Source organism: Bradyrhizobium altum (assembly GCF_020889705.1).
GTDB classification, from domain to species: Bacteria; Pseudomonadota; Alphaproteobacteria; order Rhizobiales; family Xanthobacteraceae; genus Bradyrhizobium; species Bradyrhizobium altum.
On the sequence record NZ_JACMYP010000048.1, the window covers coordinates 1 to 25,902 of the forward strand.

Sequence of the window (25,902 nt, forward strand, 5' to 3'; positions counted from 1 at the left end):
GCCGACCAACCGGCCGGTGCCGGGTGCCACGGTCGACATCTATCGCGTGTCGGCGGAAACCGGCGAGCGTATCGGCGGCCCGCTGCACAGCTCGCAGACCGGCGCCGACGGCCGCTGGGGGCCGGCGCAGGTCGATCCATCCTGGCCGCTCGAATTGGTGCTGACCTCGCCTGATGCAGTGACGACGCATATCTATCGCTCGCCGTTTCCGCGCTCGTCCGAGATCGTGCACCTGCGCGCGGCACGACCGCTGCTGCCTGCCGATGCCGGTGCCGGCGCAATCGTGCTGATGTCACGGCCGCGCGGCTATTTCGGGCTGCCGCGCGATATCGTGCTGCTGGACGGCAAGGAACCGGCCGATGTCAAATCCGGCGTGCCGACCGATGCGGTGACGACGTTGCGGCTCGCCGCAGCCGATCTCGGCCGTCCGGTCGCTGCGATCTTCAATGGGGAGCGCATCGTGGCGCGGGCCTGGCCGGCGTCGGAGAATCGGATTGCAGTCGCCGAGCTGACTTATTAGGTCTGGTGCAGGGTCCGCGCGCCTTCATGGCGCCGGGATCGCATGGCCGGATCGGCCGTTGCGTGAGGCAGGAAGCGAGGACCATGAGCATAGCCGAAGTCTACGACATCACGGTCACGCGGCGTCCCCTGGTCCCGCCCGCGCCGCCACGCGCGCCCGACGACATGGGTGCGTTCGAGCGGATGCGGGTGATGCGCAACTCGCCGATCGAAACCTGGGGCCAGCGCGCCTATGAGGACGACATCGTCCAGGGCCGCTTTCTCGGCCGCTCGAGCTTCATCCTCAACACGCCGGATGCGATCCGCCATGTGCTGGTCGACAATTACGAGAACTACACCCGCACGCCGGCCGGCATCCGCGTGCTGCGTCCGATGCTGGGCGAGGGACTGCTGATCGCCGAGGGCCGCGCGTGGAAGCATCAGCGCCGCACGCTGGCGCCGGCGTTCACGCCGCGCGCGGTGACGACGCTGGTGCCGTACATGATCGCGGCGGTCGACGAGACCATCGCCAAGCTGAAGGCCGCGAGCGGCGGCCCGGTCGATCTGCGCGAGGTGATGCAGCGCATGACGCTGGAGATCGCCGGCCGCACCATGTTCTCGTTCGGCATGGATCGCCACGGCGCCGCGCTGCGCGACTTCGTGATGGAGTATGGCGACACGCTGGCGCGGCCGCACATGCTCGACCTGGTACTGCCCCTGAGCTGGCCGACCCTGCAGGATTTCCGGCGCGCCCGTTTCCGCAAGCGCTGGACCGCGTTTGTCGGCCAGCTGATGGCCGAGCGTCGCGCCGCCGGCAAGGACGACAACGCGCCGGGGCGCGACCTGTTCGACCTGATGGGCGCCGCGCGCGATCCTGAAACCGGCGAGGCCTTCACCGACGCCCAGCTCGGTGACCAGGTCGCGACCATGATCCTGGCCGGTCATGAGACGACCGCCACCGCGCTGTTCTGGGCGCTCTATCTGCTGGCGCTCGATCCCGAGACCCAGGAACAATTGGCAGCAGAAGTCAGGAGCGTGACGACGTCCGGCGCGCTCGACATCGAGCGGCTGAAATTCACCCGCGCGGTGATCGACGAAACCATGCGGCTTTATCCGCCGGTGTTCCTGATCGCGCGTGCGGCTGGTGGTCCCGACACCATCGCGGGCCGTCCGGTCAGGAAGCATGACGTAATCCTGATCGCGCCGTGGCTGCTGCACCGGCATGAAAAGCTGTGGCGCGAGCCGAACGCGTTCGTGCCGCAACGTTTCATGACGGAGACGCCGCCCGATCGCTTCGCCTATCTGCCGTTCGGGGTCGGTGCGCGGGTCTGTATCGGCGCGCATTTCGCGCTGGTCGAGGCGACGCTTGCGCTTGCGCGGATCATCGGCACGTTCCGTGTCGCGCTGGCGGACAAGGATCCGGTGCTTCCGATCGGCGTGGTGACGACACAGCCGAACCGCTCCCCGGTGTTCACGATCAAGCTGCGCTGACCTTGCGCGGCGGTGTCCCAATGCTCATCTACAGCGGGTTGACTCTTCGTCGAATCGTCATCCCGCTCTATCTCTTTGTTTTGAGCATGATCTTTGCGGAAAACCGCTACACACCTTTCCGGATCATGCTCTAGGGGCTCACCATGAGCGATACGCAAGCCCACTTCGCAGTCCTCAGGCAGACGACCGATCCGGCCGTCGTCGATGCCATGCAGCAACTGATCGCGGACGGCCATGACCGCGAGCTCAATCGTATCAACGTTCTGGATTTCGCGGGCCGCACCGGGCTCGACCAGGAGAAGGTGATCTCCGGCTTCCTGCATGCTTCGCGGCTCGGCCTGTTCGACATGAGCTGGAACGTGCTGTGTCCGGGCTGTGGCGGCGTGCTCGACGCCCACACCACGCTGAAGTCGCTGCGCCATGACGACTACAATTGCGCGCTGTGCGCAGCCGGCTACGAGGCCTCCGTCGACGAGCTGGTCGAGGTTGCCTTCACGGTCAGCCCGCGGGTCCGTCACATCGCCGCGCACGAGCCGAACACGCTGCCGATCTGGGAATATTTCCGACAGATGTTCTGGAGTTCCGGGATCGAGTTCGACGAAAGCGCGGTGTCGACCCTGATCAACGAGGTGACGCTGGAGGGGCTCGAGCTGCCGCCCGGCGAAAAGGCGATCCTGTCGCTCAATCTGCCCAATCAATTCGTCATCGTGTTCGAGCCGGTGACGCATTCGGCGCACTTCTTTGCTGTCGAGGGCGAGCCGACCACCGAGCGCCAGCAGTTCTCGATCGCGTTCAACAAGTCTCATGCGCCGACCGGCACCTCGACGATGCGGCCGGGGCCGCTGCGGCTCTCGCTGGAGAATCACGCCGACGTTCGCGTGCTGCCGTCGGTGTGGATCGCGGGCGATCCGCTGCACAAATTGCTCGGCAAGCGCAAGCCGATCCTCACTGCGAAGCGGATGCTGTCGAACCAGACCTTCCGCGACGTGTTCAAGGCCGACAACCTCACCGTCGACCAGCGGCTGAAGATCACCGCGCTGACCTTCCTGTTCACCGATCTCAAAGGATCGACCGCGCTCTATGAGCGGGTCGGCGATCTCGCCGCGTTCGACCTGGTGCGCGCGCATTTCCACGCGCTGCTCGAGATCATCGCCTCCGAACACGGCGCAGTCGTGAAGACGATCGGCGATGCCGTGATGGCAACCTTCATCCGGCCCGAGCACGCATTGTCGGCGGGCCTGCGGATGCGGGCCGCGATGAAGCAGCTCAACACCGAGCGCGGCAAGGAAGATCTGATCGTCAAGATCGGCATCCATGAGGGGCCGTGCCTCGCGGTGACGCTTAACGAGCGGCAGGATTATTTCGGCCAGACCGTGAATATCGCCGCACGGGTGCAGAGCCTGTCGACGTCACAGGAAATCCATTTGACCCAGCCGGTGATGGAAGCAGCGGAGGTCGCGGGCATCCTCGATCGCGCGGCGATCAAGCCGATCCAGAAGGAAGCGGCGCTGCGCGGCATTGCCGACAAGCTCGTGGTGTACGAGATACCGTAGTCACATTGCCGATACGTAATGCTTGCTGAAACGTAATGCCGCAGCGGGAACCCGCGCGGATTGCGTCGGTCCTGTTTCCACGCCATATAGATTTCAACAGCGCATGGTCCGGAAAAGTGCGTAGCGGTTTTCCGGACAGATGCTCAATCAAAGCTTCCAGGCTTCATCCCACAGAGAGAGCGATGCTCGACGGACTCCGCCAATTCATTGCCGATATCGTCTCCCCCGATGCCCAGGCTGACCGCGCCTTCGATGACGGCGACTACCGCCTGGCGGCGACCGCGCTATTGGTACATGTCGTCTCACTGGATGGTGAGCCGACGCCGGCCGAGACGCGCAAGCTGCACAGCCTGATCGAGAGCCGCTTTCAGCTCGATCCCGGCACCGCCGACAAGTTGATCGCCTCCGCCATGCGCGTCGAAGGCGAGGCCGTGGATCTCTATCACTTTACCAGTGTGATCATGCGCTCGGTGAATGAGGAGGGACGGCTGCGCATCGTCGAGATGATGTGGGAGCTGGTCTATGCCGACGGCCAGGTCAGCGAGTTCGAGGACAATGTGGTCTGGCGCGCGCCGATCTGCTCGGCATTTCCTCGCGCGACCGCATCGATCTCAAGCACCGGGTCGCCGAGAAGCAGGCGGAGCTGCCAAAGGGCCCCTGGGGCACGGCAGACGCGGCAATCTGACACGGCTGCCGGCGCAGGCGGACGCCCCCCTGCCGGCGTTGCGGATGACGAAATTTTAATGTCCGCCGCGATTGTGGGCGATCCGACTGAAAATCGGTCGTTTCGTCACGAAACCAGCGGCCCCGCCGCTATCCACAAGCCCATACGCGGCTTGCGTCACACCGCATCCCTATGCTCTCGTCGCCCCGTTGGGGACCTCACTAGAATTTGCAGTAAGAGCTTGAAACGTGACTGAGCGTGTGACGCTGATAACCGGGGCATCGGCGGGCATAGGCACCGAACTGGCGCGCGTGTTTGCATCGAATGGTCACCGCGTGGCGCTGGTGGCGCGGCGCGCCGATCGCCTGAAGACGCTTGCCGACGAGCTCGGTGCCAAGGGCGGCGCGGCGCCGATCGTGATTCCCTGCGATCTGCAGCAGACCGATGCCGGCGACAGGATCGCGCAGGCCCTGACCGAGGCCGGGGTCGAGGTCGAATATCTGGTCAATAATGCCGGCTTCGGCCTGTTCGGCCTTGCCGTGGAGCGCGACCGCGCCGAACAGCTCGACATCATCAACGTCAATATCCGCGCGCTGACCGACCTGACGCTGCGCTTTGCCGACCAGCTGATCCGCAACCGCGGCGGCATCCTCAATCTCGGTTCGATCGCCGGATTCCTGCCGGGCCCTGGCATGGCCGTGTACTATGCCAGCAAGGCCTATGTGCTGTCGTTTTCCGAGGCGTTGCGCTGCGAACTGGCGCCGAAGGGCGTGCGCGTCACCGTGGTTTGCCCGGGTCCCGTGCCGTCCGAATTCCAGGACCGCGCCGGCTTTGCCCCCGGATTCGATTCCGCCATCCTCGACGTCGCGCCGGCGGAGGTCGCCCGCCAGGCCTATCGCGGTCTGATGGCCAACAAGCGCGCCGTGCTGCCCGGCGCCTTCATCAAAATGGTGCCGTTCCTGCTCCGGCTGTTTCCGCGCTCCTTCATCCTGACCGCGGTCGGCGGATTTCAACTCCGCAAGCGCTAGCTTCACCGGAAAGCGCCCTTCATCGCCGTTAAGGCTGTTTCTGGCCCGCGATTTGCTTCGCACGGGTGTGCGCAAACTCACACGATGTTAACGACCACTTAGCTATGATCGTGCCTTACGTGCCGAAACTTTAAGCAGAGGCAATGTCGTTCCGGTCTGACCAATGCCGTGTCGTGGTGCCCTTCGCGAGTCGAAGGCCGGCCGCGGTCACGCCCAAGGATCAGATTGCGCATCGGATCTCGGACCAGGCGTCGCTGCGGCCGGTGCTGGTGGTCCTGCATCAGGAGACATCGACCCCCGGCCGGATCGGCAACGCCCTGCGCGCCCTGGGCTACCCCCTCGACATCCGCCGTCCGCGTTTCGGCGACGCGCTGCCCGACACGCTCGAGGCGCATGCCGGCGCGGTGATCTTTGGTGGTCCGATGAGCGCCAACGATCCCGACGACTATGTGCGGCGCGAGATCGACTGGATTTCAGTTCCGCTGCGCGAGCAGCGCCCGTTCCTCGGCATCTGCCTCGGTGCGCAGATGCTGGCGCGGCAACTCGGCGCCAAGGTCGCCCCGCATCCGCAAGGCCGCGTCGAGGTCGGCTATTACCCGATCCGGCCGACGGAGGCCGGTCGCGCGCTGTGCCCGGACTGGCCTGCGCGGGTCTATCACTGGCATGGCGAGGGCTTTCAATTGCCCACGGACGCGGACCTGCTCGCAACGGGCGATGATTTCCCGGTGCAGGCGTTCCAGTTCGGCAACGCCTTCGGCCTGCAATTCCATCCCGACGTGACCTACGCGATGATGCATCGCTGGACCACGCGCGGTTGCGCGCGGATGGATTCGCCGGGCGCGCAGCCGGGTCATCGGCACTTCGCCGAGCGCGCCGTGCACGATGCCGCCGAGCGCGCGTGGCTGAAGCATTTCATCGACGGCTGGATCGCGCGCGTGCCGCGGCCGGTGATGCTGCAGGCCGCGGAATAGCCGCCGCGCGGAATTTCGCGCGTCACACGACACGGCTTTTCATTTTCGCTTCTGTGCTAGTCTCGCAACGGCCGCGCGCGGCGCCGCATGGTCGCGCGAATTCAGAACAACAAGACAAACACAACAACACGTACAGGGAGAGATCGCCGTGAGCTACGAACACATCCTCTATGAGGTCAGCGACAGGATCGCGACCATCACGCTCAACCGCCCCGACCGCATGAATGCGTGGACCGCGATCATGGAGCGCGACGTGCGCCACGCGATGGAGGCGGCGGCCAATGACGACAATGTTCGCGTCATCGTGCTGACCGGCGCGGGCCGCGGCTTCTGCGCCGGCGCCGACATGGAAGCGTTGAAGGGGATCGATCCCAACGAGGTCAGGCGCGGCGAGAACATTCCGTTCGACATGAACCGCCGCGCCGACTGGCAGACGCGCTACGCCTACTACCCCGCCATCAAGAAACCCGTGATCGCGATGCTCAACGGCGCCACGGCCGGCATCGGCCTGGTCCACGCGCTGTATTGCGACCTGCGCTTCGCGGCCGACAGCGCGGTGTTCACCACCGCCTTCGCGCGGCGCGGCCTGATTGCCGAGCACGGCATCAGCTGGATGCTGCCGCGCATCGTCGGCCACGCCAACGCGCTCGATTTGTTGATGTCGGCGCGGCGCGTGCCGGCTGCGGAGGCGCTGCGCATCGGCCTCGTCAACCGGCTCTCTTCGCCGGAGAAGCTGCGTGAGGAAACCTATGCCTATGCCCGCGATCTCGCCGATCTCGTCTCGCCGAGCGCGATCGCGACTATCAAGCGCCAAGTCTACGACGTGCCGTTCCAGACCCTCGCTGAAGCCACCATCGATGCCAACCGCGAAATGCAGATCGCGTTGAAGGGCAATGATTTCAGGGAAGGCGTCGCGAGTTTTGTGGAGAAGCGGCCGCCACGGTTTACGGGGACGTGAGGAGGAGGGGGGCCTGGTTAGAAGTCCGTCTTCGCCCTCTGGACTTCGCCGGACACCACCTTCGCTCTTCGGGCTCTGCGCAGCTGCGCCACGCGTAGCCCGAAGGGCGAAGCGTGGTGGAGCCAGGCGGGATCGAACCGCCGACCTCGTCATTGCGAACGACGCGCTCTCCCAGCTGAGCTATGGCCCCATTGCGGCCGGGTGTTGCTGAGTATCCCGGCCGTCAGTCGGGCGCCATTTACAGTCCCGCCCAAGGCCAAGTCAAGAACGGTGAAACAACGGTTTTCGGCCCGTCCCGCCGGGAACTTCCCTTGTTTGCGGGGGGACGAACCGATATTTAGAGCATGATCCGGACCCGGCGGGCCGCGCCAGCAAAAAGTGCGTCGCGGCTTTCCGAAAAGATCCTGCTCAAACAAGAAGCGCGCTGGCGGCCCAGTCCGGTCTCGTTGCGCTTCACCTGGTCGTCCCACCCGCGAGCCCCCATCATATGCGCGCTGTTCTCGACATCGTCATCATCGTCCTCGACCTCTATGTCTGGCTCTTGATCGCCTCCGCCATCCTGTCCTGGCTGATCGCCTTCAATGTGGTCAACACGCGCAACCAGTTCGTCTCCGCGGTGGCCGAGTTCCTGTACCGGATCACCGAGCCGGTGCTGCGGCCGATTCGCAACGTGATGCCGAATCTGGGCGGTCTCGATATCTCGCCGATCATCGTGATTCTGATCATTATGTTCATCCAGCGGGTGATCGCCTATTACGTCTATCCGAACGTGATCTGATCCCTCGCGATCGACCCTTGCTGATGGAGCCCTGGCGATGGATCCTTGGCGCTATTCCACCGGGGGCATCAGCATCGCCTTGCGCGTGACGCCGCGCGGCGGCCGCGACGACATCGACGGGATCGAGACGCTGGCCAACGGCCGCTCGGTGGTGAAGGTGCGGGTCCGCACCATTGCGGAAGGCGGCGAGGCCAACCGTGCGGTGACCGAGCTGCTGGCCAAGGCGCTCGGCGTGCCCAAGGCCAGGGTGAAGCTGTTGTCCGGCGCCACCTCGCGGCTGAAGCAGGTGGCGGTGGACGGCGACCCGAAAGGGCTTGGCGAAACATTGCGGAAGTTGACGGCGGCCGGGCCGAACCAGCAAACAAGGGACTGACATGACTGCCCGCATCATCGACGGAAAAGCCATCGCCGCCGAGCTTCGCGCCCGCGTCGCCGATGAGGTCGCCCGCGTCAAGCGCGACCATGCGCTCACACCAGGGCTCGCCGTCGTGCTGGTCGGCCATGATCCGGCGAGCGAGGTCTATGTCCGCAGCAAGCACACCCAGACCCAGGCCGCAGGGATGGCCTCGTTCGAGCACAAGCTGCCGGAGGATGTGTCGCAGGCCGATCTGCTGGCGCTGATCGCACAGCTCAACCGCGATCCCCAGGTGCACGGCATCCTGGTGCAGCTGCCGCTGCCGAAATCGCTGCACACCGAGACCATCATCAATGCGATCGACCCGGCCAAGGACGTCGACGGCCTGCATCCGAACAATGCCGGCCGGCTCGCCGGCGGCCTTGCCGCGCTGTCGCCTTGCACGCCGCTCGGCTGCATCATCCTGACCAAGAGCGTACACCCCTCGCTCGAGGGCATGAACGCGATCGTGATCGGCCGCTCCAATCTGGTCGGCCGTCCGCTGGTGCAATTGCTGCTGAACGAGAACGCGACGGTGACGATCGCGCATTCGCGCTCGCGCGGCCTGGCAAAGCTCTGCGCGCAGGCTGATCTGGTCTATGCGGCGGTTGGCCGTCCGGAGATGGTGCGCGGCGATTGGCTGAAGCCGGGCGCGACCGTGATCGATGTCGGCATCAACCGCATTCCGGTTGCGGGCGGCAAGCCGAAACTGGTCGGCGACGTCGCATTCCAGGAAGCGCTCAATGTCGCCGGCGCAATCACGCCGGTGCCCGGCGGCGTCGGCCAGATGACGGTGGCGTGCCTGTTGGTCAACACACTGCGCGCCGCCTGCGCGATTGCCGGCCTGCCGGCGCCTGCGGTGTAGTTTCCTTCCTTACCTCGCCCCGCTTGCGGGAAGAGGTCGGATTGCGTCGTCAGATGCAATCCGGGTGAGGGGGTACAGGTCTCTCGACGTTCGCAACTCGCGGAGGCAGCCCCTCACCCCGGCCCTCTAAGAGAGAGCTTCGCTCGTCTCGACCCCGCAAGAGCGGGGCGAGGGAGTCTAGGCAGCGCGCCTACTTCTTCTTCGCGCGCTCGATGCCTTCGAGGATCAGCTTGCGGGCTTCGTCGGCGTCGCCCCAGCGCAGCACCTTCACCCACTTGCCCTTCTCGAGATCCTTGTAGTGCTCGAAGAAGTGCCGGATCTGCTGCAGCGTGATGTCGGGCAGATCGCTGTAGTTGTGCACCTTGTCGTAGCGCTGGGTCAGCTTCGACGACGGCACCGCGATGATCTTCTCGTCACCGCCGGCCTCGTCCTCCATCAGCAGCACGCCGACCACGCGGACGCTCATCACCGCGCCCGGCACGATCGCGCGGGTGTTGACGATCAGCACGTCGCAGGGATCGCCGTCGCCCGACAGCGTGTGCGGGATGAAGCCGTAATTGCCGGGATAGCGCATCGGCGTGTAGAGGAAGCGGTCCACCACCAGTGTGCCGGCCTCCTTGTCCATCTCGTATTTGATGGGCTCGCCGCCGACGGCAACCTCGATGATGACGTTGACGTCGTGGGGCGGATTTTTTCCGATCGATATGGCGTCGATACGCATGGATTGCTCCGCGTGGCCTTTGGAAGTGGAGAACGATGTGATTTTTTGCTTGGCGCCGCCAGGCCGCGAAACAGCATCAGGCCCGGCCTTGGGAGCCGGGCTGGCCGTCGCGCGCAAACGCTTAGGCTGTTTAGCCTTGCTGCAGCTGCGAGAGAAGCAGGATTTTCAGTTGCTCCAGGCGAAAGCGACCTTGTCGAGCGACTTCGGCCCGAACCGCTCCGAGGAGCGCGCCACCATGCGGCCGCCCAGCGCGCGGTAAAACTCGGTCGCCGGCTCGTTGTCGGAGAGCGCCCAGATCACCATGGTCTTCAGGCCGCTCTGCAGGAGGTCGCGGCGGGCTGCGGCGAACAGGCGCCGGCCGAAGCCGAGGCCCTGGAATTCCGGCCGCAGGTAGAGCTCGTAGATCTCGCCTTCGAAATGCAGGCTGCGGGCGCGGTTGCGGCCGTAATTGGCGTAGCCCGCGATCCTGTCGCCGAACACCAGCACGCTGACGCGGCTGCCCTTGCGGATGGCGCTGTCCCACCACTGTGGGCCACGGCGATTGATCAGCTTTTCGAGTTCGGCGCCGGGGATGATTCCCTGATACGCCGAGCGCCAGGCTTCGTCATGGGTAGACGCCACCGAGGCCGCGTCTGCAGCTTTGGCCGGCCGGACCTCGATTAGCGTTGTGCTCATGCGTCCAATCAAAGCAAGTCAGCGGGCCGCCTTCAAGGTCCATCGTTAATTATCAGTTAACGTGTGGATTTTTTGCATCAGTGTCATGAAAACTTGTTCCGAAAGAGGACACTTGCGGGGTTCAAGCGACCAATCGCGGGTCCAGCCCTGTGCAAAGCGTGAATCGCCAGCCCAGTATGACACTGCCGTCGTATGAAAAAGCTCATTCGAAGCTGATTCGCCGCCAGCATTCTGTGAGCGAATCCAGGCGCAATTTGGGTACTCCGAGTGCGCTGCGCCTGCGCCGACGCAGTGGATTTTCGGCGCGCCCGGCCTATGGCAGCGGCGGTATTTGTACGCGCCGAAACCGGCCTGACCACGAGCGAACTGCGATGACGCTCTACTTCCTGATCAAATATCTGCATGTGCTCGGCGCCATCGTGATCCTCGGCACCGGGACCGGCATCGCCTTCTTCATGCTGGCGGCGCATCGCACGCAGGATGCGGCTTTCATCGCGCGCACGGCGGCGACCGTCGTCATCGCGGACATGATCTTCACGCTGAACGCCGTGCTGCTGCAGCCGGTCAGCGGCGGACTGCTGATGATGCTGTCCGCCACAAGCCTGACCGAACGCTGGCTGTTGGTTTCGCTGGCGCTCTACGCGTTGGCCGGCGCGTTCTGGGTTCCCGTCATCTTCATGCAGATGGAGATGCGCGACCTCGCGCAGGCGGCCGCAGAGAAGGGTCTTCCGCTGCCGCCGCGTTACTCCGCGCTGTTTCGCCGCTGGTTCCTGTTCGGGATTCCCGGCTTCGGATCGGTGATGATTATCCTGTGGCTGATGATCGCGAAGCCATTTTAGCGCACGAGCCGACTCCCATGAGTGACGACGCATCACACAACATCCTCGTGCTCGGCGCGTCAGGATTGATCGGGCGCTACCTCACCGACGATCTGAGGACGCGCGGCTTTCATGTGATCGGGATCGCGCGGCATTTCACCCCGGCGCAAAAGATGAGCGCGGCCGACCTCGAGCTTCCCGTGATGTCGATGGATGCTGCGGCGCTGACGCAGCTGCTTCGTACCCACGAGGCAGACGTTGTCGTGAATTGCCTCGGCGTGCTGCAGGATGGTCCGGGCAGCAACACCCGCGCGGTGCATCGCGATTTCGTGGCGTGTCTGTTGGCGGCGATCCGTGACAGCCATCGTGCCGTCCGTCTCGTCCATATCTCGATTCCGGGCACGGATAGTGAGGATCGCACAGCTTTCAGCACCACCAAGCGCGAGGCCGAACGGCTGATCGCGGCGTCAGGGGTCGCGCATGCAATCCTGCGCCCGGGCTTTGTCATCGCGCCTTCGGCCTATGGCGGCAGCGCCATGCTGCGTGCGCTGGCGGCGCTGCCGGTCGATTTGCCGGCCGGCGAGGCCGCGCCGCCGTTCCAGCCGGTTGCGGTCGAGGATATCGCCGCCACCATCGCCTGGCTCGCGACGCGCGATATCACCGATGAAGCGGTGCGATCGGTGACATGGGATTTGATGCAGCCGCAGCTAATCTCGCTTGGCGGCGTCATCGCCCAGTTCCGCTGGTCGTTCGGCACGGCGAAACATGTCCGCATTCCGACGCCGCCGTTCCTGATCGATCTCGGCGCCCGCCTCGGCGATCTCTCGAGCCGCCTCGGCTGGATGCCGCCGCTGCGCTCCAATGCGATCGCCGAATTGCGCCGCGGCGTCACCGGCGATCCCAGAGCCTGGATGGCGGCGACCGGCATCGTGCCGAAGACCATCGCGCAAGCCGTCGGCGGCCGCCCGGCGACCATTCAGGACAAATGGTTTGCCCGGCTGTTCCTGATCAAGGCGCTGATCTTCGCAAGCCTCGTGCTGTTCTGGGGCGCGTCCGGCTTCATCGCGCTGGTCATCTCCTACGACGCCGCAGCCGGCATCCTGGGCGCGCACCATTTCCCGCCTGCCCTGGTCGGACCGATGACGGTGCTGACCAGCCTGATGGACATGAGCATCGGTGTGCTGATCGCCTTCCGTCGCACCGCGGCGTTCGGTCTCGTTGCAGGCACCGTCGCCTCGCTCGGCTACATGGCCGGATCCGCGATCCTGACGCCCGATCTCTGGATCGAGCCGCTCGGCGCGCTGGTGAAGACCGGGCCCGCAATCGTGCTGATGCTGGTCGCGTTGCTGACATTGGATAACCGATGCGTTTCAAGCGAAGTGGGAACCGGCTCGCGTGAAGAAAACGCGTCGAAGGAAATCAAGATGAGCAAGTGGCCCGACGACGACGTGATCCTCTACGATGGCGTCTGCATCTTCTGCTCGCGCTGGGTCCGCTTCGTCATCGCGCGCGACACAACGCGCCGCTTCCGCTTCACGCCGATCCAGTCCGGTTACGGCACGCGGCTGGCAAAAACCTTCGGCATCGACCCCAACGATCCCGACACCAACGCGGTGGTCCATGGCGGCATCGCCTGGATGAAATCCGACGCCGCGCTGACGGTGCTGAGCCGTCTCCCCGGCTGGAGCTGGACCCGCGCGCTGTTCGCAGTACCCAAGCCGCTGCGCGACGCGGTCTACAGCCTCATCGCGCGCAACCGCTACAACATCTTCGGGAAGTACGAGACGTGTTTTCTGCCGGATGCGGATATGCGGGCGAGGGTTTTAGAGTAGGAGGCCCAAAGATCGGAGACTATCCAAATAGCAAGAGCCACTTTAGATTGAATGACGCTAAGATAGTTGTGCGCGAAGGTTTCGATTATGTCCAAGGCAGTTTTTACTTCAAAGGTTACTCCGAGCTACAAGGACCTGCCTGAAGCGAGGTATCACTTTCCGCGCACATATCTTAATTATGTCCAGCAGACTGTCGGCGATTACATCGTCTACTACGAACCACGAAGATCAAGCTCTGACCTCTCAAGTAGGGGAGGTCGTCAATCTTATTTCGGTGTTGCTCGCGTCAGTTCAGTGATTGAGGACGTCGAATTACCAGATCATTACTTTGCAATTATCGATAGCGCGACGTATCTGGATTTCGACACGGTCGTCCCGTTTCAGGAGCAGGGCGAGTACTACGAGAGTGCACTCGAGAAGGATGACGGCAGCACCAACAAGGGTGCGTTTGGTCGAGCTGTACGGCTCATCCCCGATAGTGAATTCGACCGGATATTGCGAGCTGGCTTTGCGCCAATTCTTGGCGAGGTGCCTTCGACGGAGGCGCCGTCACCACCCGGATATTCCGAACCGCCCACACCGTTCGAACGACCAGTTGTCGAAATGGTTGTTTCCCGGCCGTTTCGAGAAAAATCATTTATGCACAGCGTGCGAGCGGCCTATTCCAATAGATGTGCCATTACAGGCTTGCGGTTGATCAATGGCGGGGGCCGCCCCGAGGTGCAGGCCGCACACATTCAGCCAGTGGCGTCAGACGGACCCGACTCAGTTCGGAACGGGCTGGCGTTGTCCGGAACAGTGCACTGGATGTTTGATCGAGGGCTGATCTCGATTGGCGATGACTACAAGATACTAGTTTCTAAGAATCACGTTCCCGAAGATGCTGTTAGGCTTCTTAATCAAAGCGGATTGATCAATCTTCCGAAAGATCAGACCCTTTATCCAAACCCGCACTATCTGAAATTTCACAGAGACATTGTCTTCAAAAAGTGAGACGACTCACCAGTCGGGCAACTATTCTGGTTGGCTGGTCGCCGCCACCACTTCCTTCGCCGCCCTCTCGCCCGAGTCCCTTGCGCCATGCGCCGTCGAGAAGAAATGCGGCGAGGTGGCCTCTCCGGCGAAGAACAGCCGGCCGTCGACCGGTGCGGCCAGTACGGCGCGCTTGTCGGCGTGACCGGGCAGCGCGTGCGAGTAGGAGCCGCGGGCGAACGGGTCAAGCGCCCAGCGGGATTCGCTGAGCGGCTTCAGCTTGCGGCGGAAATCATTGCCGAGGAAGGAGACGATCTCGTCGACGCTGTGGGCGGCGATCGCGCCGTTGCCGGCATCTTCGAGCTCTCGCGCGAAGCGGCCGCCGAAGAAGCCCTCGATGCAGGGCTGGCCGAACGGGCGGATGTGATAGGTGCCCATCTCGGTGCGCATGGTGGCGCCGCGCAGGTTGCCTTCCTTGGGCAGCGCCTCGGGCTCGGCGAGCGCCAGCGTCACCTTGTCGGCGAGGCCGAGCGGCAGGCTGCGCGCGGCATCGAGCTTGCCCGGCAGCGCAGGGGAAAAGCGGATCGCCTCGTCGGCGATCAGGTTGGTCGGCACGGTGATGATCACCTTGTCCGCCTCAATCACGCCGCGCGATGTCTCGATGCGGATTCTCTTGCCGGAATGATCGATCAACCGGACCTCGCAATTGAGTGCGACCGATACTTGCTCGCCATAGGCCGCGACCAGCGCACCATAGCCGCGCTTGACGCGCCAATTGACGTTGCTGTCCTCATAGGCGTCGAAGTCGAGGATCGAGAGCTGGTCGAGCTCGCAGCCGTTCACATAGGTGGAGATCGCATCGATCATCGGGTTCCAGCGGTTGCCGGGCTCGAGATAGCGATCGGCGGATGCGTCCTTGCCGCCGCGCGCGGCCTGCTCGATGCGATCGTAAAACTGGTCGAGCGCAAGCATGAACGCGTCGCGGTCGGCCTGCAGGAATGCCTTGCCATAGGCGCGCTCGCGCCACGGCGGCAGGTCCTTGTTGAGCTCGAAGTTTAGTTGCTGGGCGATGCCGACAAAGCTGTTCTGGTCGGCCGAGTGCAGCCAGCCGCAGCCGACGTCGAACACCACGTCAGGCGCAGCCTGGATCGTATGCGCGCGGCCACCAAGACGGTCGCGGGCTTCCAGAACGATGGTGGAAAGGCCGGTGCCCTTCAGCGCATGCGCGGCGCCGAGGCCCGCAGCGCCGGCGCCGATGATGGCAACATCGACCGTGGAGGGAAGGGAACTCATGTCCCGGCTCTAGCACGTCTGGAAAGACGCCTGAAGTCACCACGCGCATAACTGTCATCACCCGTGAATGCGGGAGATCCAGTATTCCAGAGACGGCGATGATTGAGCCGATAGGCCGTACTGGATGCCCCGGTCAAGCCGGGGCATGACAGATGGGCTTAAGCTACAGCCTCCTTGGCCTTTTCGGCGCGCTTGCGGTCGTTCGGATCGAGATGCTTCTTGCGCAGCCGGATCGACTTCGGCGTCACCTCGACGAGCTCGTCGTCTTCGATATAGGCGAGCGCCTTTTCCAGGGTCATGCGGATCGGCGGCGTCAGGCGCACCGCTTCGTCCTTCGAGGTGGTGCGGATGTTGGTGAGCTGCTTGCCCTTCAGCACGTTGATCTCGAGGTCGTTGTCGCGGGTGTGCTCGCCGACGATCATGCCCTTGTAGACCTTCCAGCCCGGCTCGATCATCATCGGGCCGCGATCTTCCAGCTTGAACATCGCATAGGCCACCGCTTCGCCCTGGTCGTTCGAGATCAGGACGCCGTTGCGGCGGCCCTGGATCTCGCCCTTGTAGGCGGCATAGCCGTGGAAGATGCGGTTCATGATCGCGGTGCCGCGGGTATCGGTGAGCAGTTCGCCCTGGTAGCCGATCAGGCCGCGGGTCGGCGCGTAGAACACCAGCCGCAGGCGGTTGCCGCCGGACGGGCGCATCTCGATCATCTCGGCCTTACGCTCGCTCATCTTCTGCACCACGACGCCGGAATGCTCCTCGTCGACGTCGATCACGACCTCTTCGATCGGCTCCTGCCAGGCGCCGGTCGCCTCGTCCTTTTGCAGCACGACGCGCGGGCGCGACACCGAGAGCTCGAAGCCCTCGCGGCGCATGGTCTCGATCAGGATCGCAAGCTGCAATTCGCCGCGGCCGGAGACTTCCATCGAATCCTTGTCGGCGGCCTCGACGACACGCAGCGCGACATTACCCTCGGCCTCGCGCATCAGGCGGTCGCGGATCATGCGCGAGGTCACCTTGTCGCCTTCGGTGCCGGCGAGCGGCGAGTTGTTGACGATGAACGACATCGACACCGTCGGCGGATCGATCGGCTGCGCCGGCAGCGGCGTCTCGACCGTGGGGTCGCAGAAGGTGTCGGCGACGGTGCCCTTGGTGAGGCCCGCGATCGCTACGATGTCGCCGGCGTCGGCTTCCTCGAGCGGGGTGCGCTCGATGCCGCGGAAGGCGAGGATTTTGGTGATACGGCCCTGCTCAATGGTCTTGCCGTCGGCGCCAAGCACCTTCACGGCCTGGTTCGGCTTGATGGAACCCGATGAGATGCGGCCGGTGATGATGCGGCCGAGATAGGGGTTGGCTTCGAGGATGGTGCCGATCATGCGGAACGGGCCCTCTTCGACCTTCGGCGGCGCGACGTGGCGCACGATCAGGTCGAACAGCGGCTGCATGCCGGCGTCATGCGAAGCTTCCGGGCTGTCGCCCATCCAGCCCTGCTTGGCCGACCCGTACAGGATCGGGAAGTCGAGTTGCTCCTCGGAGGCATCGAGTGCGGCGAACAGGTCAAACACCTCATTGATGACTTCGGTCGGGCGTGCGTCGGGGCGGTCGACCTTGTTGATCACGACGATCGGCTTCAGTCCGACCTTGAGCGCTTTCGACACCACGAACTTGGTCTGCGGCAGCGGGCCCTCGGCGGCATCGACCAGCACCAGCGCGCCGTCCACCATGTTGAGGATGCGCTCGACCTCGCCGCCGAAATCGGCGTGGCCGGGGGTGTCGACGATGTTGATGCGGGTATCTTTCCACTGCACCGAGGCCGCCTTGGCCAGGATGGTGATGCCGCGCTCGCGCTCCAGATCGTTGGAGTCCATGGCGCGCTCGGTGACCTTCTGGTTCTCGCGATAGGTTCCGGATTGCTGCAGCAGGCGGTCGACGAGCGTGGTCTTGCCGTGGTCGACGTGGGCGATGATGGCGACGTTACGAAGGTTCATGGCTCTTCTTCTGGTCGTGCAATGGTCAGATGCGCGATCTCGCCGGACCAGTTTGGCCGGCCGCTCGCTCACGTGGCCCAATCGGGGCCCGGATCACGCTCATACCCAAGAAATTTGACGGGGACGCATCACCCCAAAAAGGAAGCCCGGTCAGAGGACCGGGCACCTTGCGCGTTGCGGCGCAATATAGTCAGAAAACGCCAAAAAACAACGGTTTATTGGCGGTTTAAGTGCCTGATTTTCGCTCCGGAAGCCGGTTTTGAGGGGCTTTTCAGGGCCGATTCAGCCTCGCTTCTGCGCCCGCGCGAACACAATCAGCCCGAGCCCGCCAAGCGTCACCAGCACCGCGAGCCCGGTGATCGGGTCGTTGGACCCACCCAGACTGACGCTAAGGACCACACAGAGGGCGCCCGGGACCAGCAGCAGCACCCCGATGATCAGCATGAAAATCGCGCAGCCGGGCGGCAGGCGCGATTCCTGTCGCGGCGTCTCCGGCGGCGGGGATATGTCGGAATTGCTCACGGTGTCCTAGCTCCCCTTGATCGCGGCGCGGATCAGCATCACGCCGGCAAAGCAGACCGCGAGCCCGAGCAGGATCAGGAAGAGTATGGAGGGATCGGTTCTCGACTCGCTCAGGACGCCGAACCCGAACAGGAGGGCGCAGAGCCCGGGCAGAAGAAGGATCAGCCCGAACAGCACCATGAACGCAGTCGCGCAGCCGCCGCGTGGTGGCGGAAGGGGCGGGGGCAGCGAGGGCAGAGATCCATCCGGATTGATGGGGCGGTCGTCGTCGCTCATCGGGGCACCCCCTCACCCTGCCGTGCCTCCCGATAGGTCTGCCCGGCCAGACTCGCGCGGATGCCGTCGATCTTTCCGTCGCGATAGAACAGGTTGTAGGTGTCGAACGGGATGATCGCGCCGCTCTCGGTGACGAAGTGGATGCAGCTTCGCTTGACGTTGCCGACGCAGAAATTGAAGCGATCGAGAAACTGCACGATGGTGACGCGGAACACGTTCTCGTAAGTCAGGCCGTCCGGCACCTCGAAGCTCGGCAGGCAGCACAGCAATTCGCAGACCCGCTCAGAGGTGTTCAGCGGCCCCGACGACAGCGAGAACAAATCGACGAACTTTTCCCGGAGCACCGGATATTTCTCCGGACTGATCGTGTTGGGCATCACGGCGACGAGCTGTTCCTGCGGGATCAGCGAGGTCAGCGGCAACACCTTGTCGCCGTTGCGTAGGCCGTAGCCGATCGAGATGCTCTCGGGATTGCACGGCAGCGGGATCATGTCCTTGTCGCCGAACACCCCGGTCTCGATCACATGCTGTCGGATCTCCGACAGCATGATGCGGTCGGTGTCCTTGTTGAAATCCTGGTTGCGGCCGGCGGCCTGCACCGGCTGCAGCGTGACGCCGCGGACGCATTTCCAGGTGAGGGCATGGCGGACGATGTCGCCGATCTCGGCATCGTTGACGCCTCGCTTGATGGTCGCGACCAGCGTGGTCGAGACGCCCTCGCGCTCGAGATTCTCCAGCGCCTGCTGGCGGATCTTGCGCAGGTCCGCGCCGCGCAGATTGACCAGCGCCTCGCGCTTGAGCGAATCGAACTGCAGATAGACTTCCAGCCCGCGCTTGTTCTCGGCGAGCTTCGCCACGAAGTCCGGCTCGCGTGCGATTCTGAGGCCGTTGGTGTTGATCATGACGTGGCGGATCGGGCGGGCGCGCACCGCATCCAGAATGGCGAAGAAATCCGGATGCAGCGTCGGCTCGCCGCCGGAGATCTGCACCAGGTCTGGCTCACCCTCGTTCGCCACCAGCGCATCGAGCATTTTCTCGATCTTCTCCAGCGGCGTGAAGCTGGTGCGCGCCGGCGAGGACTCCGCAAAGCACACCGGGCAGGTCAGGTTGCAGTGCTCGGTGATCTCGATCAGCGCCAGGCAGGAGTGCTGCTCGTGGTCCGGGCACAGCCCGCAATCATAGGGACAGCCGAATTCGGTGTGGCGCTGGAAGGCCAGCGGCCGGTCGCCGGGCTTGATGAAATCCTTGCACAGCCGCCAATAGGCCGAATCGGTCGAGACCAAGGTCGACTGCACGCCGTGTTGCTTGCAGCGCTTCTCGTACCAGACCTCGTTGCCGAGGATCTGGATCTTGGTCGGCACCAGGCTCAGGCAGGTCTCGCAAAGCGATTGGGTCTGGCCCCAGAAGATGTAAGGGCGGGACTTACGCAGCGGCGCGTTCATGCTTCAAGCTCACATTCGGGGCCGTCGCCAGCATGACGGCGGCATAAACCATGACAAACAGCGACAGCAGGTGAAACAGCGAGAACGGGCCGATCAGCGCGCCGTAGGGCTTGATGAACTCCCAAACGAAGCGCTGCAGGCCGTAGTAGAACAGTACGAGGTAGAATCCATTGGTGATGAATGTGGCGTTGCGGTTCAACACGGCCCAGACATAGAAGGCGGCGAACGCTGCCATCGCCAGGCTTTCATAGAGCTGCACCGGATGGCGCAGCATGCCGTCGCCGAAATCATGGCCCCAGGGCAGCGCGGTCGGCGTGCCATAGGTGAAATCCTCGAGCCCCGCGAAATAGCAGCCGAACCGGCCGACCGCGATGCCGATCGCAAGCGGCAGCGCGAACCGCGCCCCGGTGCGCAGCGAAATGCCATGCAGCCATTTGTAGAGCTCGATCGCGACGATGCTGCCCGCCAATGCGCCCTCGATCGAGCGGGCGATGCCTGATATGCCGGAGAACCACAGGTTCAGCGTGCCGAAGATGTAGGCGCCGATGCCGGCGCCGAACACCAGCGCGGCGATGTAGGGTAGCTCGAAGGATTGCCGCGGGAATTGCAGCCCGCGCACGCGCGACAGCCACCACATCGCGACGGCCGCCGCGCACCATGCTGCGACGTCGAAAACGGCGTGAAGTTCAGCCCCACTCATGAGGCGAGTGTAGCGCGAACTTCGCGGTCCGCGATAGCGGGTTCCTGGCTGCGTCCGGCCTGCCTAGTTCGCCGGGTTGTCCTCGCTTGGATACACCCCGCGCAGCACTTCCTCGAAATGATCCTTCACCGCCTCGTTGCACTGGCAGGAGCGCAGCTTGAGCTTGTCCGGGTCGCGGATCACGATCGCACCGCGGCGTGTGTCCAGCACGCCCTCCGCCTTGAAGTTCTGGATCACGCGGCTGGTGTAGCTGCGGCCGACGCCGAGCAGGGTCGAGAGCTGCTCATGCGTCAGCGGCACCACGCCATCGCCATTGGTGCGCTCGATCGCCGAGATGATCCATTTCGCGGCGCGCTGCTCGATCGAGTGGATCGCGTTGCAGGCGGTCGACTGGAAGATCTGCGCCAGCATGCAGTCGGCGTAGCGCGCGAAGATGTTGCGCACCGAGATCGACGTCAGCTTCGCGGCGTCGAGCTTGCTGATCGGTAGCCGCACGAACGGCCCGCCGAACTTGACGGTGATGCGGGTATAGGCCGGCAGGAATCCCTGGCTGACGATGCCGCCGACCGCGCCCTCGCGGCCGACCAGGATGGTCTCGACGTCGCGGCCGTCCTCGTTGGCTACCAGGTAGGACGCAAGGCTCGGTCCGCATGGGAAATGCACGATTTGAACGTCGTCGCCGGGATTGTAGAGCAGATCGCCGGCCGCCGCCTCGACCACCGAAAGATGCGGCGCGATCAGTTCGTAGTCGGCGGCGTTCAGCCGGCGCAAGAGATTGTTGAACGGCCGGTCATTCGTCCCGGCCAAATCGGTCCGTTTCGCAATCATTGGGAAATCCTGAAGACCCAACGCCGACCATACTGAAGAAGTTCCAGCTTTTATGTGCACTAGTGAACAGACGCCGCAGCTTACGATGTGATGGGTTTCATCTCTGGAACAGCCGGCGTGCTTCCGGGCGCCGGTCGCGGGCCATCCGGCCGGACTGATCCGGTCCTCTCATCCATCATCGAAGCAATGGACACCGAGCCATGGAATCCGCCCGCAATGCCGGCATGCCCGGTGACGTTCTCGTGGTCGAGGACGATCCCATCATCTCGCTCTATTTCGAGGACGCCATCCTGGGCTTCGGCGCCCGGACGGTGCGCACCGCTGCGAACGTCGCCCGCGCGCTCGAATTGATCGCCGAGCGCGCACCGGATTTCGCGCTGCTCGACGTCGGCCTCGTCAGGGGCGAGAAGACCTTCGTGATCGCCGAGCGGCTGGATGTGCTGAAGGTGCCTTTCGCGTTCGTCACGGGTTATGGCGCTGATATCAGGCTGCCGGAATCGCTCGCCGGCAAGCCGCGGCTGACCAAGCCGTGTTCGAGCGAAGCGCTCGAAGCCGCGCTGAGAAACGGACACTGACCGATCGCCGGGCTTCGGCCTCGCCGTCGGTGCGTTCGTCGTCTACCATCCGGCCTATCGGATTCGGCGACGCACAGGCATCGGGAAGCCCGTCATGGCGATCAGGACATCTGCCGCTGCGCCCGCAGCGGCGCTCTCTCTCGGGCTGCTCCTCGCGCCGGTTGCGACGCATCCGATGGCCGGTGTGGTGCTGTCGTCGCTGGCCTCGGCTGTCGTCGGCGGTTTCGTGTCTCCAGCCATCGCCGAGCCAGCCGCGCTCACGAGCGAGCAATCGGCCGCGCTCAAGACTTACGACAATGCCCTGAAGAACTTCGTCTCGATCCTGCGCCAGCGCCGCGCGCAGATCGATTCCCAACAGCCGCTGCCCGACTTGCCGGGCCAGGCCATCTACCTTGCCCGTGTCGAGATGATGAGCGCCTACAAGGATCTCACCGATGCGCTTCCGTCCAGGATTGGAAGACCTAACAGATTCGGAATCCCTCCGGCCTATTTCGACGCCGACAATGAACCGCTGCTCAATGAGTACAGGAAGCTCTTCGACGTGATGGAGGCGCCGCCCGCGAACGCGCAAAGCTCCGAGACGCCATTCAAGGACGTGGTCGACCTGGCGACGGCGATCGCGCGCGCCAGGGGTCTGGATGCCGCGGCCGCCGCTGCCGCCGGCCGGATCAGCCTCGGCCTGTTCTTTGCCGAGACAAGCGGCAAGCAAAATGCCGGAAATGCGCGGTCGAACACCTACAAGGGCAGCCTGCAGACCGGTCCGTCCGAAGACCGCAACGGCCGAAAGAAGTGGGCCGCCATCAAGCAATCGATCGCGGCCCTCGATCCTGCGCTGAGCCGTCGCGACGACACGGAAGAAGCCCGCGTCGGCAATCTCGATCACCGGTTCAATCACTGGACCGCGGTGCGCGATGCGCTCATGAACGAGCACGCGGATATCTTCCCGCAGGTCCCGGCGATCGCAAAGGCGCTGCCCAATCCGATCGATCAGATGAAGCTCTTCGAGCTCATCCAGATCATTCCCAGCCCGACCAGGTCCGCGTTGAAGTCAGGCGACCTCGTCAATTACAGAATTTCCGAGCCCAGGATCATGGGATATCTGCGAAACAACAGTGTCTTCGCTTTCGGTCGGGCCGACCGGGCAAGAACGTCTGCGAGCTTCCGCGAAATCCTCGATGCGATGTGGCTCTTCAGCCCCAAGTTCGAGCAGGCGCTTGCCAAATTCGCGGAGATCAAGGCCGGCAAACCGGGCTGAGCCGGGAGGAGCTGATCGCTCGGCGGTCAGAGCGGGCCGAGGAGCGCCCATCGCGGCTCGCAGAATTCCTTGACGGCAGAAGCGACGCCGCTGCTGATCGCGTTGCGGCGCTCGGGCGAGTCCATCTTGAGTTCTTCGTCCCGGTTGATGATCGAGCCCGCCTCCAGCAGGACGGCGGGCATCGCGGTCCTTCGCAGCACGATGAGCTTATCGTAGCTGTAGACGCCGGTGTCCTTGTTCAGCAGGGGATGCTGGTCGTGGCCCATGACGGGCTGGCTGTATTGCTCGGCATATTGCAGCCCTTCAGCTTTCAATTCCCTGGCGACCAGCTCGGCGAACAGCAGGCTGGTCTTGAAGTCCGGATTGTTGCGGGAGACGAACACCGAGTAGCCGCTGAAGCGATCGCTGAAATGGCGCTTCTTGCCCTCGAACTCCCAGTCCTCGAGCATCTTGTTGGGCACCGAGTCATGGTGGATCGACAGGAGGAGATCCGCGTGCAGATTGTTTGCGGCGGCGACCCGCTTGAAGAGGCTGGGTCTCGCTTTGCCTTCGGTCAGCAGCAGCCTGGTTTCGGCAAAGCCTTCGGCCTTCAGCTTCTCCTCGATCAGCCGCGCAAGGCGCAGGTTGAAGGCGAACTCGGCGACATTGCGCGCGCTGATTGCGCCTTCCGATTCAGCGGTATGTCCCACATCGAGAACGATCCGCAATGTCGAGGGATCGCATTTGGCCGCGGCCGGCTTGGGAATGGAAGGCGGCAGGGCGACCGGCCCAAGGGCGGCAAGCCGCGTGGCGCGGGGCTTTGATGGCGTGTGGTGTCTTGCCAATCTGGCCGGCTTTGCCGATTTCGCGCGCTTTGGCGTTTTGGGATGCTTCGATGAGCTCTTGAAGAGATCAGGCAGCCAGCCGGCGTCGCTGACCTCGATCGGCAGCAGCGCGAACATAGCGATCGCGACGACAAGCAAGCGGTGCGGCCGAAGCCCCACAACGATGCCACCGAGCACGCGAATCAATTCGCAGCGCCTCATGCTCCGCCCCTCCGGGCCCCCAGCATAACGGCTCTGATAGAGGTACCGGAAGAGGCCGGTGACGTCCATCCCCCGTCAATCGCGCCGCCCTTGCTTTGGGCAAGGGCGTTCAGCACGGGGAGTGCGGTTCCGTCGCGGCTGCGACCTGATCACACCGGCTTTGGATCGAGCGTGATCGCCCACAGCTCGGCGTCGACGCGGTCGCGCAGGCTGACCGTCATCTGTCCGCTCTTGCCGTCGATCTTGACGTGGCCGAAGAACTGCATGCCGGCCGACGGCGGCAGGTTCTGGTTGGCTTCGCCCGGCGCCTTGACGAACTTCACCTCGGGGCCAAACGTGTTGTCGAGCTCGTTCGGACCGAACGTGCCGGCGTGCAGCGGGCCGGAGACGAATTCCCAGAACGGATCGAACTCCTGGAACTGGGCCTTGTTCGGGTTGTAGTAGTGCGCGGCCGCATAGTGCACGTCGGCAGTCAGCCACACCGTGTTGGCGATGCCGGCCGTCTTGATGAAGCGCAGGATGTCGGCGATCTCGAGCTCGCGGCCGCGCGCCGGTCCGTCGCCCTGCGCGAAGGCTTCCGAGCCCTTCTTGTTGGCGGCATCGTCATAGACGATCAGAGACAGCGGCATGTCGGAGGCGATCACCTTCCAGGTGGCGCGCGAGTTGAGCAGCGCGCGCTTCAGCCAGGCCATCTGATCCGGCCCGATGAAATAGGCGTCGGGGCCGTAGGTCTCCTGCAGGTTCGGACCGTTTGGCCCGCGATAGCTGCGCTCGTCGAGCATGAACACGTCGAGATGCGGGCCGTAGCTCAGCGTGCGATAGACGCGGCCGGGCTCGACGATGCTCTCGCGCATCGGATACATCTCGTGGAAGGCTTTTGCCGCGCGCGCGGCGAGCACGTTGATGTCGCGCTCCTTGTAGGCGGTCGGCAGCTGCTTCGACAGCGACCAGTTGTTGGTCACCTCGTGGTCGTCCCACTGCACGAAGATCGGCACCTCCGCATTGAAGGCGCGCAGATTGCCGTCGAGGAAATTGTATTTATGCGCGGCGCGGTATTCGTCGAGCGTCTCGGCGACCTTGGCCTTCTCCGGGATCGTGATGTTCTTCCAGATCTTGCCGTCGGGCTGCTTCTGCTCGGCGGTGATGACGCCGTCGGCATAGATGGTGTCGCCGGAATGCAGGAAGAAATCCGGGGCGTGCTTCTTCATCGCGGCGAAGGTGATCATGCCGCCGTCGTCGGGATTGATGCCCCAGCCCTGGCCGGCGACGTCGCCGCCCCACACGAAGGAGACGTCGCGGCGGTCGCTCGGCGCGGTGCGGAAGCGGCCCACCACGGGCTCGCCGACAACGTCGATATGGGCGAGGTCGCGGAAACGGACGCGGTAGAAGATGTCCTGGCCGGAGGGCAGGTTCTCCAGCAGCATCTTGGCGGTGAAGTCGCTTTCCGGCAGCGCCGTGATCGGCGGCAGCGCACGGACATTCTTGAACGAGTCTGACGTCGCGACCTCGACCATCATCTGCGAGGGACGGTCGGCACGGGCCCACACCACGCCGCCGTCGACGCCGACATCGCCGGACTGCACGCCATGGGTGATCACGGGGCGATCGGCCGCGCGCGACAGATATGGCATCGCGATCACGCCGGCGCCGGCCGCAGCGGCTGTCGAGAGAAAGCGTCGGCGGGTCAGATTTCGCGAGAACCGGATTGTCATGGGGAGCCTCCTCAGGTCACAGCGACAATGCGCCGCGGGCGAGCACAGACCTAGAAAAATTCCATGACGGA

At 64.1% G+C, this 25,902-nt stretch carries 24 protein-coding genes, 1 tRNA gene and 3 pseudogenes; 16 read left to right on the top strand and 12 right to left on the bottom strand.

The features are described 5' to 3' along the window. From H8B02_RS14950 to H8B02_RS14980, 7 genes and pseudogenes are all read left to right on the top strand, one after another. Positions 1-520 (top strand): annotated as a pseudogene (locus H8B02_RS14950) (hydrolase); the annotation flags it as partial. Positions 521-603: 83 nt separating this feature from the next. Beyond that, entirely contained in the window at positions 604-1,989 is a 1,386-nt protein-coding gene (locus H8B02_RS14955) for a cytochrome P450 (protein ID WP_229166937.1), read from the top strand. A 143-nt stretch (positions 1,990-2,132) separates the two neighbouring features. Next, a complete protein-coding gene (locus H8B02_RS14960; protein ID WP_229166938.1) occupies positions 2,133-3,542 on the top strand; it encodes an adenylate/guanylate cyclase domain-containing protein in 1,410 nt (469 codons plus the stop codon). A 182-nt stretch (positions 3,543-3,724) separates the two neighbouring features. Next, positions 3,725-4,227: pseudogene (locus H8B02_RS14965) on the top strand (tellurite resistance TerB family protein). Between the two features lie 227 nt (positions 4,228-4,454). Beyond that, positions 4,455-5,234 carry an SDR family NAD(P)-dependent oxidoreductase gene (locus H8B02_RS14970; RefSeq protein ID WP_229166939.1) on the top strand — a complete coding sequence of 260 codons (780 nt, stop codon included), beginning with the start codon at positions 4,455-4,457 and terminating at the stop codon, positions 5,232-5,234. 143 nt (positions 5,235-5,377) lie between these two features. Next, complete coding sequence (locus tag H8B02_RS14975; protein WP_229166940.1) at positions 5,378-6,205, top strand: glutamine amidotransferase; 828 nt, start codon at positions 5,378-5,380, stop codon at positions 6,203-6,205. Between the two features lie 148 nt (positions 6,206-6,353). Next, the gene (locus H8B02_RS14980; RefSeq protein WP_229166941.1) at positions 6,354-7,163 is read left to right on the top strand and encodes an enoyl-CoA hydratase; all 810 of its coding nucleotides are present in this window, start codon (positions 6,354-6,356) and stop codon (positions 7,161-7,163) included. Between the two features lie 114 nt (positions 7,164-7,277). On the opposite strand, the gene H8B02_RS14985 is transcribed toward H8B02_RS14980, so the two are convergent. Beyond that, a tRNA-Ala gene (locus H8B02_RS14985) sits at positions 7,278-7,353 on the bottom strand. Positions 7,354-7,650: 297 nt separating this feature from the next. Between H8B02_RS14985 and H8B02_RS14990 the strand changes: the two genes are divergently transcribed. The 3 genes from H8B02_RS14990 to folD are packed head-to-tail and all read left to right on the top strand — an operon-like array spanning position 7,651 to position 9,200. Continuing rightward, positions 7,651-7,941 (top strand): YggT family protein, encoded by a 291-nt coding sequence (locus H8B02_RS14990; RefSeq protein WP_229166942.1) that lies wholly within the window; start codon positions 7,651-7,653, stop codon positions 7,939-7,941. 37 nt (positions 7,942-7,978) lie between these two features. Then, entirely contained in the window at positions 7,979-8,314 is a 336-nt protein-coding gene (locus H8B02_RS14995) for a DUF167 domain-containing protein (RefSeq protein ID WP_229166943.1), read from the top strand. Position 8,315: 1 nt separating this feature from the next. Continuing rightward, complete coding sequence (gene folD / locus H8B02_RS15000; RefSeq protein WP_229166944.1) at positions 8,316-9,200, top strand: bifunctional methylenetetrahydrofolate dehydrogenase/methenyltetrahydrofolate cyclohydrolase FolD; 885 nt, start codon at positions 8,316-8,318, stop codon at positions 9,198-9,200. 190 nt (positions 9,201-9,390) lie between these two features. On the opposite strand, the gene ppa is transcribed toward folD, so the two are convergent. Then, positions 9,391-9,921: an inorganic diphosphatase gene (gene ppa / locus H8B02_RS15005; RefSeq protein WP_092121280.1), complete on the bottom strand. Its 531-nt coding sequence runs from the start codon at positions 9,919-9,921 to the stop codon at positions 9,391-9,393. A gap of 165 nt (positions 9,922-10,086) precedes the next feature. Continuing rightward, on the bottom strand, positions 10,087-10,596 hold the full coding sequence (locus tag H8B02_RS15010) for a GNAT family N-acetyltransferase (RefSeq protein ID WP_194457662.1): 510 nt from the start codon (positions 10,594-10,596) through the stop codon (positions 10,087-10,089). 371 nt (positions 10,597-10,967) lie between these two features. Between H8B02_RS15010 and H8B02_RS15015 the strand changes: the two genes are divergently transcribed. The 4 genes and pseudogenes from H8B02_RS15015 to H8B02_RS15030 all read left to right on the top strand — a co-directional run bounded on the left by H8B02_RS15015 (position 10,968) and on the right by H8B02_RS15030 (position 14,239). Further along, a complete protein-coding gene (locus H8B02_RS15015) occupies positions 10,968-11,435 on the top strand; it encodes a DUF2269 family protein (RefSeq protein WP_229166945.1) in 468 nt (155 codons plus the stop codon). 17 nt (positions 11,436-11,452) lie between these two features. Next, positions 11,453-12,778: pseudogene (locus H8B02_RS15020) on the top strand (SDR family oxidoreductase); the annotation flags it as partial. Positions 12,779-12,838: 60 nt separating this feature from the next. Next, positions 12,839-13,246, top strand: a complete 408-nt coding sequence (locus tag H8B02_RS15025) for a thiol-disulfide oxidoreductase DCC family protein (protein ID WP_229166968.1) — start codon at positions 12,839-12,841, stop codon at positions 13,244-13,246. An 87-nt stretch (positions 13,247-13,333) separates the two neighbouring features. After that, complete coding sequence (locus tag H8B02_RS15030) at positions 13,334-14,239, top strand: HNH endonuclease (RefSeq protein ID WP_229166946.1); 906 nt, start codon at positions 13,334-13,336, stop codon at positions 14,237-14,239. Between the two features lie 21 nt (positions 14,240-14,260). Here H8B02_RS15030 and H8B02_RS15035 read toward each other — a convergent pair whose 3' ends face one another. The 7 genes from H8B02_RS15035 to H8B02_RS15065 form a co-directional block, all read right to left on the bottom strand. After that, a complete protein-coding gene (locus H8B02_RS15035) occupies positions 14,261-15,511 on the bottom strand; it encodes a flavin monoamine oxidase family protein (RefSeq protein ID WP_229166947.1) in 1,251 nt (416 codons plus the stop codon). 158 nt (positions 15,512-15,669) lie between these two features. Then, a complete protein-coding gene (gene typA / locus H8B02_RS15040; protein ID WP_176534435.1) occupies positions 15,670-17,496 on the bottom strand; it encodes a translational GTPase TypA in 1,827 nt (608 codons plus the stop codon). A gap of 282 nt (positions 17,497-17,778) precedes the next feature. Further along, positions 17,779-18,018: a hypothetical protein gene (locus H8B02_RS15045; RefSeq protein WP_229166948.1), complete on the bottom strand. Its 240-nt coding sequence runs from the start codon at positions 18,016-18,018 to the stop codon at positions 17,779-17,781. A gap of 6 nt (positions 18,019-18,024) precedes the next feature. Next, the gene (locus H8B02_RS15050; RefSeq protein WP_229166949.1) at positions 18,025-18,294 is read right to left on the bottom strand and encodes a hypothetical protein; all 270 of its coding nucleotides are present in this window, start codon (positions 18,292-18,294) and stop codon (positions 18,025-18,027) included. Then, positions 18,291-19,736 carry a radical SAM protein gene (locus tag H8B02_RS15055; protein WP_229166950.1) on the bottom strand — a complete coding sequence of 482 codons (1,446 nt, stop codon included), beginning with the start codon at positions 19,734-19,736 and terminating at the stop codon, positions 18,291-18,293. The genes H8B02_RS15050 and H8B02_RS15055 overlap by 4 nt, the downstream gene beginning before the upstream one ends. Further along, complete coding sequence (locus H8B02_RS15060; protein WP_229166951.1) at positions 19,717-20,436, bottom strand: prolipoprotein diacylglyceryl transferase; 720 nt, start codon at positions 20,434-20,436, stop codon at positions 19,717-19,719. The genes H8B02_RS15055 and H8B02_RS15060 overlap by 20 nt, the downstream gene beginning before the upstream one ends. A gap of 63 nt (positions 20,437-20,499) precedes the next feature. Then, entirely contained in the window at positions 20,500-21,264 is a 765-nt protein-coding gene (locus H8B02_RS15065; protein WP_229166952.1) for a Crp/Fnr family transcriptional regulator, read from the bottom strand. Between the two features lie 200 nt (positions 21,265-21,464). Here H8B02_RS15065 and H8B02_RS15070 point away from each other — a divergent pair, with 200 nt between their 5' ends. Both H8B02_RS15070 and H8B02_RS15075 read left to right on the top strand, forming a co-directional pair. After that, positions 21,465-21,839: a response regulator gene (locus tag H8B02_RS15070; protein ID WP_229166953.1), complete on the top strand. Its 375-nt coding sequence runs from the start codon at positions 21,465-21,467 to the stop codon at positions 21,837-21,839. Between the two features lie 94 nt (positions 21,840-21,933). After that, complete coding sequence (locus H8B02_RS15075) at positions 21,934-23,094, top strand: hypothetical protein (RefSeq protein WP_229166954.1); 1,161 nt, start codon at positions 21,934-21,936, stop codon at positions 23,092-23,094. Between the two features lie 26 nt (positions 23,095-23,120). On the opposite strand, the gene H8B02_RS15080 is transcribed toward H8B02_RS15075, so the two are convergent. Further along, entirely contained in the window at positions 23,121-24,119 is a 999-nt protein-coding gene (locus tag H8B02_RS15080; RefSeq protein WP_229166955.1) for an N-acetylmuramoyl-L-alanine amidase family protein, read from the bottom strand. A gap of 149 nt (positions 24,120-24,268) precedes the next feature. Continuing rightward, positions 24,269-25,831 (bottom strand): alkaline phosphatase D family protein, encoded by a 1,563-nt coding sequence (locus H8B02_RS15085; RefSeq protein ID WP_229166956.1) that lies wholly within the window; start codon positions 25,829-25,831, stop codon positions 24,269-24,271. Between the last annotated feature and the right edge of the window lie 71 nt (positions 25,832-25,902).